This is a genomic window from Kitasatospora sp. NPDC054795, assembly GCF_053611565.1.
This window is the reverse complement of sequence record NZ_JBSHAP010000009.1, coordinates 107,095-119,803: the sequence shown is the minus strand read 5'-3', so window position 1 is coordinate 119,803 and position 12,709 is coordinate 107,095. Positions and strand designations below refer to the sequence as shown.

The window sequence follows — 12,709 nt, the reverse complement described above, 5'->3', positions numbered from 1 at the left end:
CCTGCAGGCGGCACCGGCGGTTGTGCGTCCTCCCGGTGCGGTGCGGCCGGGCCCCGCCGTACCGGCCGACCGGTCGGGGTCGGGGCCCGCCGGGGTCCTGGGATACTGGATCATGTCGTGGCCGACGGCTCCCCGGTCACCGACGCGAACGCTCCGGCGCCCCCGCCCGGCCCTCGGCGGTGGCACCGGTACGTCCGGACCGCGGCAGGGTCGGCCTGCCGGAGGAAGCGGGAGCGGTCAGGCACCCGTTCGATCGAAAGGGCCTTCGTGGCTGATCAGAGTTTGCTCGCCCCGCAGCGCCAGGCGCTGATCCTGGAGGCCATCCGCAAGGCCGGCGCGGTGCGCGTCGCCGAGCTGGTCGAACAGTTCGGCGTGTCGGACATGACGATCCGCCGCGACCTGGACGCACTGGTACGCCAGGGAGACGTGCGGAAGGTCCACGGCGGGGCCATCGCGGTGGGGACCGCCAGCACGGACGAACCCGGCTTCGACGTGAAGTCCGGGCTGGAGGAGAGCACCAAGGCCGCCCTGGCCGACGCCGCCGCGCAGCGGGTGGAACCGGGCAGCGTGGTGGCGCTGTCCGCCGGCACCACCACCTACGCGGTCGCCTCCCGGCTGCTGGAGGTCCCGGGGCTGACGGTCGTCACCAACTCCCTGCGGATCGCGGACCTGCTGTGGGCAGCGGAGAGCGACGGAGCGGAGGCCGTTCCGTCGCTGCTGTTGACCGGTGGGGCGCCGACGCGCTCCGCGGCCCTGGTGGGCTCCCTCGCGGACCAGACGATCCGCACGCTCCACGTGGACCTGCTCGTCCTCGGCGTGCACGGCGTCAGTGAGCAGGCCGGACTCACCACCCCCAACCTGGCCGAGGCGCAGACCAATCGGGCCCTGATCGCCTCGGCCCGCCGCACCGTCGTGGTCGCCGACCACACCAAGTGGGGCGTCGTCGGCCTGAGCAGCTTCGCGACCCTGGCGGAGGTCGACTGCTTCATCACCGACGACGCCCTCCCCGCGGCGGCCCGCAGCGCGCTCGCCGACGCGGTCGGCGAACTCGTCGTGGTTCCGGCCGCCGGCTGACCAAGCTTCTCCGGGCTCCCGCCCGGTCAGGCCAGCCGACGCGCCCCCGCCGAGGGGACGGCGGTGAAGGCGACGGGTGCGGCGAAGCCCGCGGAGCCGAAGGCGGACCGCACCGCGTCCGCGACCGCCGCCACGTCCGCCGCGGCCACCAGGGCGATGACGGAGCCGCCGAAGCCGCCGCCGGTCATCCGGGCACCCAGCGCCCCGGCGGCCACGGCGGCCTCGACCGCGAGGTCCGTCTCGGGGCAGGAGACCCGGAAGTCGTCGCGCAGCGAGGCGTGTCCGGCCGTCAGGACCGGCCCCAGCGCGGCGATCCGGCCGCCGTCCAGGTGCTCGATCGCCTCGGCCACCCGCCGGTTCTCGGTGACCACGTGCCGCACCAGCGGGGCGAGTTCCCCGGGGAGGCGCTCCAGGGCCGCGGCGAGGCCGGCGGCCGGCAGGTCGCGCAGCGCGGCCAGGCCGAGCAGGTCGGCGGCGCGCTCGCAGCCGGCCCGCAGGGCGGCGTAGGCGCCGTCGCCGAGGTCGTGCTTGACCCGGGTGTCGATCACCAGCAGCCGGAAGCCGGCCGCCTCCAGGTCGAGCGGGACGTGGCGCCGCGACAGCGTCCGGGTGTCGAGGAGCAGCGCGGCACCGTCCGTGCAGCAGGCGGAGGCCATCTGGTCCATCACCCCGCAGGGCACGCCGACGAAGGCGTTCTCGGCCCGCTGGGCGATCAGGGCGAGGTCCGGCGCGGACAAACCGAGCCCGTACAGGTCGTTCAGGGCGGCGGCCGTGGCGCACTCCAGGGCGGCGGAGGAGGAGAGCCCGGCGCCGGCCGGCACGTCGCTGTCGACGGAGAGGTCGGCGCCGCCGATCGCGTGTCCGGCCTCGGCGAGGGCCCAGAACACGCCGGCCGGGTAGGCGGCCCAGCTGGTGACGACCCCGGGGGCCAGGCCGTCGAGCGCGAGGTCGGTGATGGTGCCGTCGCCCTGGGTGCTGTGCAGCCGCACCCGGCCGTCCGCGCGGCGGCGGGCGGTGACCCTGGTGGTGTGCGGGAGGGCGATGGGCAGGACGAAGCCGTCGTTGTAGTCGGTGTGCTCACCGATCAGGTTCACCCGGCCGGGCGCGGCCCACACGCCGCTCGGCCGGGCGCCGTGGACGGCCTCGAAGTCGGTGGCGGCCCGGTCGATCATCTGCTCGGCTCCCGTACGTCGTGCGCGTGCGTCGTGTCGGCTCCCGTCGGTGCCTCCATCGGCTGACGGGAGTTGATTTCGACATAATCAAACATCATCGGCCGCCACAGTCAACACCTGCGGATTTCTCATCGCAACATGGACCGAAAGCGGCGCCTGATGGCCTGCCAGCAGGTCTACACCTGTTGACAAACGATCGGATATGTTTGATTCTGTTGGAGATCGGCACAGGCCGGCCGAAACTTCCCCGCAGAAGGAGCACAGCGGTGCACAAGACCGCGACCACGTTGGCCGACGGCCGCGAACTCGTCTACTACGACGAGGAGTTCGGCACGGTCCGGAACGCCGTCGACGAACGCCCGCTGGAGCCCGCCGCGAGCCTCTCCGAGACCCGGCTCGACCCGGTGCTCGGCGAGTGGGTGACCGTCGCCGCCCACCGCCAGCAGCGGACCTACCACCCCCCGGCCGGCGAGTGCCCGCTCTGCCCCTCCCGGGACGGACGGCTGAGCGAGGTCCCGGCGGCCGACTACCAGGTCGCGGTCTTCGAGAACCGCTTCCCCTCGCTGGCCCTGGACTCGGCCGCCCACGTCACCGCCCACGAGGACGACCCCCTGCGCACCCTCCGGCCGGGCACCGGCCGCTGCGAGGTGGTCTGCTTCGCCCCCGACCACGACGCCTCCTTCGCCGACCTGGACGAGGCCAGGGCCCGCCTGGTGCTGGACGCCTGGACCGACCGCACGGCCGAACTGTCGGCCCTGCCCGAGATCCGGCAGGTGTACTGCTTCGAGAACCGCGGCGAGGAGATCGGCGTCACCCTCGCCCACCCGCACGGGCAGATCTACGCCTTCCCCTTCGTCCCCTCCCGCACCATGCGGATGATCGGCCGCGCCGAGGCGCACCGTGCGAGCACCGGGCGGAACCTCTTCGAGGACCTCGTCGCCGCCGAACGGGCCACCCCCGAGCGGCTGGTGCTCCGGGGCGAGCACTGGACGGCCTTCGTGCCCTTCGCCGCCCGCTGGCCGTACGAGGTCCACCTCTACCCCAACCGCCGGGTGCGCGACCTCACCGCGCTGAACGAGGCCGAGCGCGCCGAGTTCCCCGGCCTCTACCTCGACCTGCTGCGCCGCTTCGACCGGCTGTTCCCCGCTCCCGCCGGCTCCGCGCCGAACCGGACCCCGTACATCTCCGCCTGGCACCAGGCGCCGAAGGACGGCGGCGACGAACTCGCCCTGCACCTGGAGCTGTTCACCGTCCGGCGCGCTCCCGGCAGGCTCAAGTACCTGGCGGGCGTGGAATCCGGACTCGACGCCTTCGTCACCGACGTGAGCCCGGAGGCCGCCGCCGAGCGGCTGCGCGAGGCCGCGGCCCACTGACCCGGCCCACAGGAGGACCCCGGCACGGCCGTCGATCGGGTCGTGCCGGGGTCGGGACGAGCTGCCGGGCTTCCCGACGTCAGGCCCCCAGGGGGACCGTCCTGCCGGCCCGGGTCAGGAGATCGACCACCGCTGCAGCGGCGATCCGGTGTCCGGTTCCTGCGTCACCCGTGCGCCGTCGGCGCCGGAGGCGGTGGTGAGCAGCAGGCCGCTGTGGGCCGAGGTGACGGTGTACGAGCCGTCGGCCGTCGGCCGGACGTTCCAGTGCTGGTTGGCGCCGCCGCTGCACGGCCACTGAATGATCTGGGCGCCGGCGGCGGTGGAGCCGCCGCTGACGTCGGCGCACATCGACGAGAGGCCGTTGACCAGCTCGTACGAGCCGTCGGGCTGGGGGCGGAACTGCCAGACCTGGTTGCTCCCGCCGGAGGCGGTCCAGGTGATGAGGGGGTTGCCGGCGGCGGTGCTGTGGTCGGCGTCGTCGAAGGCCTTGCCGCCCGTGGTCAGGGTGTGGTTGCCGCCGAGATCCGGCTCGACCGTCCAGGTGAAGACGGCCGAGGCGCTCGCGGTGCCGGAGGAGGCGGTGACGGTGACCTTCGAGACTCCGGGCCCGGTCGGGGTGCCGGTGATCAGGCCCGAGGGGCTGACGGAGAGTCCGGCGGGCAGCCCGGTCGCCGTGAAAGTGAGCGGCTTGCCGGCACTGTCGGTGGCGCCGAGCTGGAGGGAAGCGGCCTTGCCCACGGTGCCGGACCGGTCGCCGGGGGCGGCGAGGACGACGGCCTCGGGGGCCCTGCCGGTCGGGGCGAGGGCGAGGGCCTGCTCGGCCGCCGTGCGGCCGCCGCCGACCGTGCCGCCGGTGGTGTCGCTCCAGGAGCGGGCGGGCGCGGTCTCGGCGAGCCGGCCGGAGGTGCCGGACATGCCGATCACCAGGCCGCTGTAACGGTTCACCAGCTGGAACCGGCCCTTCCCGGCCTTGCTGGGGAGGATGAACCACTGCTGCCCGACGGTGGCGTCACTGTTGACGGCGCCGGTGGCGGTCAGCGCGGCGCCCCAGGCCCGGCCCGCCGTCGAGGTGGCGTCGACGCCCAGCAGCTGACCGGTGGCGGCGTTGACGATCCGGTAGGAGCCGTCGCCCTCGGCCAGGAACCGCCAGGACTCGCGGGCGGAGCCGGCCGCCTTGGCCGTGGAGGTGACGGCGGAGCCGCCGGCGGTCTGGGCGAGGACCCGGCCGTTGCCGTTCTGGATCCGGTAGGTCCTGGTCAGGTCGACCGGCGGGGCGGCCGGCGCGGAGGAGCCGACGGTCAGCTCGACGTACTGGCCGTCCGAGCCGGCGCAGGCGAAGGAGCAGTACGACCTGAAGGTCTTGCCGACGATCGTGGAGCCGGTCAGGCTGGCGCTGTCCAGGAACCAGCGGTACCAGGAGGCGGTGTGGTAGCCGCCGGTGTCGCCGAGCAGGGTCCACTTCTGGGTGGCCAGGTCCTTGGTGGCGTAGATCTGCTGCGGGGCGTTGCCGCTCTGGTCGACGGCCTGCGGAGTGCCGATGTAGAGACCCAGATAGGCGTCGTAGCTGATGTTCATGACGAACAGAGGTGTGCTCGGGGCGAGCGTGCCGGCCGCGATCTGCTGGCTGACGGTGCCGGGGTTGGCGGGGTTGTACTCCTTGGCCGGCGGGAGGTATCCGGTGGGGTTGGCGCCGTCGGCGGGCACCATGTCGCTCTCCAGGCCTCCGGCCCCGGGCTGCGACCACGCGCCGTCGTACCACTTCTGCCAGCTTCCCGGCGCCATCTTGGCGGACATCGGGGCCCGCGCGACGTGCTGCTGGAAGGCGCCCCAGCTGCCGCCCTTGTCGACGATCCGGGAGCCGTAGAAGACGTAGAAGTACCCGGAGGCGGTGTCAGCGAACAGCCGCTGGTCGCCGTCGCCGTAGGAGAAGGTCTGCTGCGGGAAGGCCGCGCTGTCACCGCGTGCGGTGCTGTACGGCGAGGTGATCACGTGGTCCCTGATGGTCCAGGTCCGGCCCTGGTCGGTGGAGACGGCGTAGTCGATCGCGTCGTAGTGCAGGCCGTCGCCGAAGGGCTGGGGGGTGAACTCGTTGTGCACCAGCCCGTACCAGGCCCCGCTGTCCGGGTCGACCCAGACCCCGGCCAGGTCGCAGTAGTTCCGCTGGGCGTAGTGCGAGCCCTGCGGCGCGTAGCTGGACTGCCGTCCGGTGGGACTGTTGTTGCAGCGTGCGGTGGTGTCGTCGTTGCGGTCGGACGGGTCGGCGGGGTTGACGGCGTCGCTGATCGCGGACGACCTGGTGGCGCTGTCGAAGTCCCGGCCGGTGAAGAAGTCCCACTGCCGGGAGTCCTTGGCGCCGTACAGCGCGTGGGACTGCTGGAAGTAGAAGGTGCCGTCCTTGTCGGTGTAGGGACTGGCCTGGGTGTCGTCGGGGTAGGCGTACGAGCCGGTCCGGCCGACCGAGACCGTGTACGTGGCGGGGGCCGGCTGGCCGGCGGCCGGTGCGTCGGCGGGCGCCGGGGCGGCGGCCAGGGTGCCGGCGCCGAGCGCCGCCAGGGTGGTGGCGGCGGTGAGGGCTCGGGCCCATCGGGTGTGTCTGGGTGACACTGGTACTCCTCTTCCGTGGCGGGGCGCACCGATGCGCCCCTGCTGTGGGGGGTGCGGAACGGGAGAGTGGTCCGGGGAGGCGGGCGGTCAGCCGTCCGCCATGCGGAAGTCGTACTGCGGGGGCACCGCTGTACCGGGGTGGACGGCGAGCCAGAGGGTGTCCAGGGAGAGCTCGCCCTCGCGCATGGTGTCGACCTGGATGCCCTCGGCCAGCAGCCGCCGGACCCGGTCGTCGTCGCCGCGGGCGTGCGCCGCCTCCGCCTCGGCCAGCCTGATCCGGCCGTGCGCCCGGTCGGCCGGGGAGAGCGCCTCGATCAGCGCGAGTGCCTCGGCGGGGCGCTCGGCGCGCCGCAGCGACTCCAGCGTCTCGATCGTCAGCTCCCGCAGGTCCGGCCGGAGTCGGTGCGCCGAACACATGAGATCGGCGGCCGCCGACCGGTCCGGGGTGAGGAGGGCGAGCGAGCGCAGCGCCCAGGGCGAGGGCTGGACGGCGGCGGAGCGTTCGAACGCCTCGTGGGCGGACTCCCGCTCCCCCGCCGCCAGGCGCAGCAGCCCGAGCTGGTACAGCGCGTGCCAGTCCGTGGCGCTCCCCTCCAGCCGCCGCCGCCAGTGCGCCCCAGTGACCGGCTCGGCCGGCGGGTCGCAGACCGGGAGCGTGCCGGTCTTGAGGAGCTGCCGCCAGGGTTCCTGGGCGGCGGCCGGCTCGCCGAAGGGCAGGGCGGGCGAGGCGGGCAGGGCGCCGGCCTCGATCTCCAGAGCGGCCCAGCCGCCGCCCTCGGACAGCACCTCCTCGGGCGCGCCGAACTCCCCGGCCCGGGCGTCGGCCAGCTCCAGCTCCAGCGGCGGGAGCAGCCGGTCCAGCGCCTCGCCGGCGACCTGCCGGGCATTCGCCCAACTCCCGTGCACGGCCGCGGGGTCGGCCTGCAGCAGCCCGTACGCCTCGGTCCAGGACCAGGTGGCGCCGGCGGGCATCGGCAGGTGCTCCAGCTGGGTGCGGGCCAGGCCCGCCTGGATCTCCAGGTAGGCGGAGTCCGGGCCGGAGAGCCACTCCTGCCAGTGCCTGCCGCCGGTGGCGGTGCCCCAGCAGAACAGCTTGCGGCCGCGCAGCCGGGCCGTGGAGGTCTGGACGAGCCCGGCGCCGGTGCCGTCCAGGGCGGCGATCCAGGGGCGTTCGCCGCCGGGGAGGTCGAGGAAGTAGTCCGCGGCGCGCGCCGCCCGGCCGGGGTAGCTGCGGTCGGCGCCGTCGACCTCCGGGAAGGGCACCCGGCGCAGGTCGCTGACGTAGTCGCAGTGGAAGGCGTGGCCGGCCGGGCCGAGGACGCGCACGTCCCGGTCCTGGGGCACGGCGATGTTGGACCACCAGTAGACCGGCGTCTCGGTCGGCGCGGGGTTGTGCACGGCGATGCGGACGTACAGCACCGGGGAGCCGGCGGGCAGCCAGGTGTCCATCCGCAGCACCAGGCGCCGCAGCCGCTCGAAGGCGTACATCCGGAGCACCGGAGTGCCGTCGGGCGCGCTCACCCGGACGGCGTGCAGCGGCTCGCAGGTCAGCGGCCAGTGCCCGGTGGCGCCGAGGTTCCACTCCACCCCGCCGGCCAGCCAGGCGTCGCGCAGGGCGAGGTTGGCGGGCTGCAGGATCCGGTTGCGGTGCAGCAGCTCCCGCCCGGTGGGGCGGTGGACCAGGGACCACAACCGCCCGCCGAGGGAGGGCAGGAAGGTCGCGGTGAGGGTCTCGTTCTCCAGGACCACGCACGGCAGTTCGCGCTCGGTGCGGACGCGGTCGTACCCGCCCTGCCGGGTGTACGGCAGCAGGGTGTCGGGCACCCCGTAGGCCAGGTTGCGGCGCATCTCGTCGTCGATCCCGGCGCCGGCGCCGGTCTGCCGGGGCAGGCCGTGCAGGATCGGCAGGGTGCCGCCGACCGGATCGGGGGTGCCGTGGATGCGGAGCAGGTCGGTGCGCAGGGTCGAGGTCACTTGCCGATCCCAACTGTCATGCCCTGGATGATCCGCGAGCCCATCCAGGAGAAGAGCGCGATCATCGGGGCGAGGATGATGCAGACCCCGGCGAACATCGTGCCGAAGTCCAGGCCGTTGAACTGCTGTGCCGCGACGAACGAGGAGAGCGCCACCGGCAGGGTGATCGTCCCCTGGCTGTTCGTCAGGACGAGGGCGAACAGGGTCTCGTTCCAGGCGGTGATGAACTGCAGGAGGAAGGCGGTGACCAGCCCGCCCCGGGCGACCGGGAGCACCACCTGGAGGAAGGTGCGCAGCGGGCCGGCGCCGTCCAGGACCGCGGCCTCCTCCAGCACGCCGGGGATGCCGCGGAAGAAGCCGGTCAGCAGGAAGACGGTGAACGGCATCGCCAGGCCGACGTAGACCAGTCCGAGGCCGAGGTCGCTGTCGGTCAGGTCCACCCGGGACAGGCCGATGAACAGCGGCACCACCAGGACCTGGCCGGGCACGCCGAGGCCCATGGCGAAGCTCATCGTCAGCGCCGAGGAGGTCCGCGAGCGGCGCCGGGCGAGGGCGTAGGCGCAGGGGGCGGCGAGGGCGACCGCGACCACGGAGGAGAGGCCGGCGGTGAGCACGCTGTTGAGGGCCGCCCGCGCGAAGCCGCCCTCGTCGAGCGCGGTGGTGTAGTTGCCGGTGTCCGGGCTGGTCGGCAGGCCGAAGCCGTGCCGCAGGATGTCGGGGCCGCTGCGCAGCGAGGTCAGCAGGATCCACAGCACCAGCAGCAGGTCGGCGGCGACGACGGTCCAGACGGCGGTCGTGCCGATCCTGCTCGCGAGTCCGGTGGGTCGGTTACTGCGTCGCACGGGAGGGACCTTTCCGGTTGGGTGCGGGGGGCCGGGACGCGCCGGGTCAGTACTCGATCGGTTCGCGGCGCAGCAGGCGGCGCAGCACGACGGTGATCAGGGTGACCATGGCCAGGCTGACGATCGCGGCGGCGGTGGCCGTGCCCAGCCGGGGGACGGTGCCCTGCGGGAAGGCCTCGGCGTACACGTACACGGCGGTGTTCCAACTGCTCACCGGCGGATAGGCGTTGGTGCTGCCGCCGTAGAGCAGGATCAGCTCGAAGATCTTCACCGAGCTGACGGTCCACAGCACCGCGCAGACCGCGATGACGTCCCAGGCGCACGGCAGGGTGATGTGCCGGAAGCGCTGGAAGGCGCCGGCGCCGTCGAGTTCGGCCGCCTCGTAGAGGTAGTCGGGGATCTGGTCGACCGCCGCCATGATGATGGAGGTGTAGTAGCCGGTCGCCGTCCAGACCAGGGTGCCCAGGACCATCGGGAGCAGGTTGTCCGTCGACAGCCACTTGGGCGGTGTGGTCACCCCGAAGAGCTTCAGCGCCTGGTTGACCGGGCCGGTGGGCGAGAACAGGAACCCGGCGGCGATACCGAAGACCATGCCGTTGACCAGCGAGGGGAAGAACAGCACCGACCGGGCGAACAGCCTGGCCCGCATCTCGCGCAGCACCAGGGTCAGCGCGAAGCTGAGCACGAAGGTGATCGTGCCGCCGACGACCATCAGTTCGAGCGTGTTGAACAGCGCGGTGCGGAACCTCGGGTCCTGGAACAGCAACAGGTAGTTCCGCGGGCCGCGCCACTCCATCTCGCCCATGCCGTCCCACGTGTACAGGCTGGTCCACAGGGCGTAGCCGACCGGGGCGACGAACAGCACCGCGTACACGATCAGCGCGGGCGCGGTGAACGGCCAGAACACCCGGCGGCGCTGGCGCTCCAGCGGGCCGACGCCGGGCCGGGCGGCGCGCTCGGACCGGCCCGGGGCGGCGTCCGTCCGGGGCGGGTTGTCGATCGTCGTCGCCACCGTCAGCCCTGGGTCTGCCAGTAGGTGATCTGGTCGGCCTTGCACTTGGCGACGAACCGGTCGGCCGTCGTCTTGCCGTGCCACAGGTCCAGGTAGTTCTCGTTCAGGACCTTGGGCAGCCAGCTGCCGGCCACCCCGTCGAAGCCGAGGCGGACGGTCGGGGCGTCGAGGGCCTTCTGGACGTCGGCCAGTTCGGCCGGCGCGGGGATGTCGGCCCGCGGGGTGAGGTTGAGCGCGGTGGTGGAGATCCCGGCCAGGTGCTTCTTCTGCAGGAAGAAGGCGATGAACTTCTGCGCGGCGGCGGCGTTCTTGGCGCGCTTGGGGCTCGCGAAGCCGATCAGGTTGGCGTCCGGGGTCTTCGCGGTGGGCGGCAGCATCGACGCCATCTTCCAGCCGGCCGGGACCTGTTTGGCGACCTCGGCGGTGACGTAGTTGCCGTCCATGTAGAAGGCGGCCTTGCCACTCGCCCAGTTGGTCTCCTGGGTCGGGTACTTGGTGGCGTCGTAGCCCTCGATCAGGTGGCCGCCCTTCACCAGCTGCTCCACCTGCTGCGCCGCGGTGAGGACCGCCGGGTTGTCCCAGGTCGCGCCGGACTTGTCCGCGGCGAGCTGCGCGACGTTCACCCCCGCCCCGTTGAGCAGGTAGTCGAAGTACAGCGCGTTGCTCCACGGGTCCTCGCCCTCGGAGGCGATGCACGCCTTCCCGGCCGCCTTCAGCGCGTCGCAGACCTTGAGCAGTCCGGCCCAGTCGGTGGGCGGACTCGGCATGGCGGCGGTGATCGCCGGGTCGGCAGCGTTGTAGAACATGGCGTTGGTGACGACCTCGTACGGGATCACGTAGTGGTTGGAGCCGGACGGGTCCTTCGGCAGCATGTCGAAGTACTTGGCCGGGACGACCTGGGAGACCGGGACGTTCTCCTCGGGCACCTGCAGCTGCAGCACCGGCGAGAGGTCCAGTGCCTGGCCGGCCGCGGCGGTGGTGCCGTAGACCTTGTCGTCGGACTCGTCCCACAGGTCCGGGGCCCGGTTCGCGGCGATCGCCGGGCCGATCTTCTTGGCGATGTCCCGGCCCGCCCAGGTGACGTCCACCTTGGCGCCGGTGGCGGCGGTGAAGTCGTCGATCGCGGCCTTCAGCACCTTGGCCTGCGGCTCGTCGGCGCGCCACATCGACCAGTAGGTGAAGCTGCCGGCGGCCTTCGCGCCGCCCTCCGAGCCGCTGCCGCAGGCGCTCGCCCCGAGCGCGAGGGCGACGGCGGTGGCCGCCCCGATGACGCGGGCGGCGGGCATGGTCGTTCTCCCCATGGGTGGTTCCTCTCGGAGGCGCGAGATGCCGCGCGGACGTGTCGTCAGCCGGGGCCCGAGGACGGGGAGCGGCTGGATGGCTGGGACGATACGGTCGGGTTGACCGGTAAATCAAGAGTCCTTGCAAAAACCTGCTCCGGGTTGCGGCAGTCCGACATCGACTGCGCGAGGGAAGCTCAAGTGACGAACTGGAACAGGGCTTTGATCAACCTTGACGCCCCCTCATCGGTGCCCTACGTTTCACCGAAAGCAAGTTGACCGGTAAAGTCGAAGGATCCAGTCATGGTGACGATGCAGGACGTGGCCGAGCGCGCCGGGGTCACGAAGCAGACCGTCTCCAACGTCATCCGGGGGCGGGGGGCCGTGAGCCCGGCGACCGCGGCCCGGGTGCGCGCCGCGATCGAGGAGCTGGGGTACACCCCCAACCTGGTCGCGCGCTCCCTGGCCACCGGCGCCACCAGGACGGTGGGCCTGTTCGTCCCCACCGTGACGGGCTCCTTCTACGCCCACATCGTCGAGGAGGTCGAGGACGTCCTCGACGCGAACGGCTACCACCTGCTGCTCTGCACCACCCGGCTCGACGGCGAGCGCGCCAAGCGGCACCTGGCCGGGCTGACCAGCCGCTCGGTGGACGCGCTGCTGATCGCCGGCGACCGGGACCTGATCGACCACCTGCCGCTGCTGGCCGAGGCCTCCTTCCCGGTCGCCCTGTGCGCCTGGGAGACCGACGCCCCCGACCGCTTCCCGGTGGTCACCATCGACTACGAGCGGGCCGGCCACCTGGCCGGGCGCCACCTGCGCGAACTCGGGCACGAACGCGTCGCCGTGCTCGCCAGTCCCGACCACACCCCGCGGGTGGCGGGCTTCCGGCGCGCCTTCACCGCCGACGGCCTGACCGTCCCCGACGCCGCCGTCCACCTGGCGCCCGAGCCCACCCCCGCGGGCGGCTTCGCCGCGGCGACGGCGGCGCTCACCGCCGACCCGGCGATCACCGCGCTCTTCGCCACCCACGACGTCCTCGCCCTGGGGGCGCTGGAGGCCGCCCGGGAAGCGGGCCGCTCCGTGCCCCACGACCTGTCGATCGTCGGGCACGACGACAACCCGGAGGTCGGCGTGGCCCGACCGGCGCTCACCAGCGTGGCCATCCCCAAGCGGGAGATGGCCCGGGAGGCGGTCGAACTACTGCTGCGCGCCCTCACCCGCTCCGGCAGCCCGGCCAACTCGATCCAGCTGCTGCGCCCCCAGCTCGTCGTCCGCGACAGCACCGGCCCGGCCGGCGGCCGTTGAACCGGCCCGGTCCGGCGGACCGCTGCCCCGGGGCAGCTCCCCGGCCTCCGGTCGGCGCGCCCGGCCTCCG

9 protein-coding genes are annotated in these 12,709 nt (G+C 73.1%); 3 read left to right on the top strand and 6 right to left on the bottom strand.

Features of this window, described 5'->3' with window-relative positions:
* The first annotated feature begins 267 nt into the window (after nt 1-267).
* A complete protein-coding gene (locus ACWGJO_RS05595; protein WP_452182285.1) occupies nt 268-1,074 on the top strand; it encodes a DeoR/GlpR family DNA-binding transcription regulator in 807 nt (268 codons plus the stop codon).
* 26 nt (nt 1,075-1,100) lie between these two features.
* Here the strand turns inward: ACWGJO_RS05595 and galK are convergent, their stop codons facing one another.
* Nucleotides 1,101-2,246, bottom strand: coding sequence for a galactokinase (gene galK, locus ACWGJO_RS05590; protein WP_452182284.1), 1,146 nt, complete (start codon nt 2,244-2,246; stop codon nt 1,101-1,103).
* 266 nt (nt 2,247-2,512) lie between these two features.
* Here galK and galT point away from each other — a divergent pair, with 266 nt between their 5' ends.
* Nucleotides 2,513-3,619 (top strand): galactose-1-phosphate uridylyltransferase, encoded by a 1,107-nt coding sequence (gene galT / locus ACWGJO_RS05585; RefSeq protein ID WP_452182283.1) that lies wholly within the window; start codon nt 2,513-2,515, stop codon nt 3,617-3,619.
* A gap of 114 nt (nt 3,620-3,733) precedes the next feature.
* Here galT and ACWGJO_RS05580 read toward each other — a convergent pair whose 3' ends face one another.
* The 5 genes from ACWGJO_RS05580 to ACWGJO_RS05560 form a co-directional block, all read right to left on the bottom strand.
* The gene (locus ACWGJO_RS05580) at nt 3,734-6,223 is read right to left on the bottom strand and encodes an RICIN domain-containing protein (RefSeq protein ID WP_452182282.1); all 2,490 of its coding nucleotides are present in this window, start codon (nt 6,221-6,223) and stop codon (nt 3,734-3,736) included.
* A gap of 87 nt (nt 6,224-6,310) precedes the next feature.
* Nucleotides 6,311-8,197, bottom strand: coding sequence for a DUF5107 domain-containing protein (locus tag ACWGJO_RS05575; protein ID WP_452182281.1), 1,887 nt, complete (start codon nt 8,195-8,197; stop codon nt 6,311-6,313).
* Nucleotides 8,194-9,039 carry a carbohydrate ABC transporter permease gene (locus ACWGJO_RS05570; protein WP_452182279.1) on the bottom strand — a complete coding sequence of 282 codons (846 nt, stop codon included), beginning with the start codon at nt 9,037-9,039 and terminating at the stop codon, nt 8,194-8,196. The genes ACWGJO_RS05575 and ACWGJO_RS05570 overlap by 4 nt, the downstream gene beginning before the upstream one ends.
* Nucleotides 9,040-9,085: 46 nt before the next feature.
* Entirely contained in the window at nt 9,086-10,051 is a 966-nt protein-coding gene (locus ACWGJO_RS05565) for a carbohydrate ABC transporter permease (protein ID WP_452182278.1), read from the bottom strand.
* Nucleotides 10,052-10,053: 2 nt separating this feature from the next.
* Nucleotides 10,054-11,352 carry an ABC transporter substrate-binding protein gene (locus ACWGJO_RS05560; RefSeq protein WP_452182277.1) on the bottom strand — a complete coding sequence of 433 codons (1,299 nt, stop codon included), beginning with the start codon at nt 11,350-11,352 and terminating at the stop codon, nt 10,054-10,056.
* Nucleotides 11,353-11,634: 282 nt separating this feature from the next.
* On the opposite strand from ACWGJO_RS05560, the gene ACWGJO_RS05555 reads away from it, so the two are divergent.
* Complete coding sequence (locus ACWGJO_RS05555) at nt 11,635-12,639, top strand: LacI family DNA-binding transcriptional regulator (RefSeq protein WP_452182276.1); 1,005 nt, start codon at nt 11,635-11,637, stop codon at nt 12,637-12,639.
* Nucleotides 12,640-12,709: the final 70 nt, after the last annotated feature.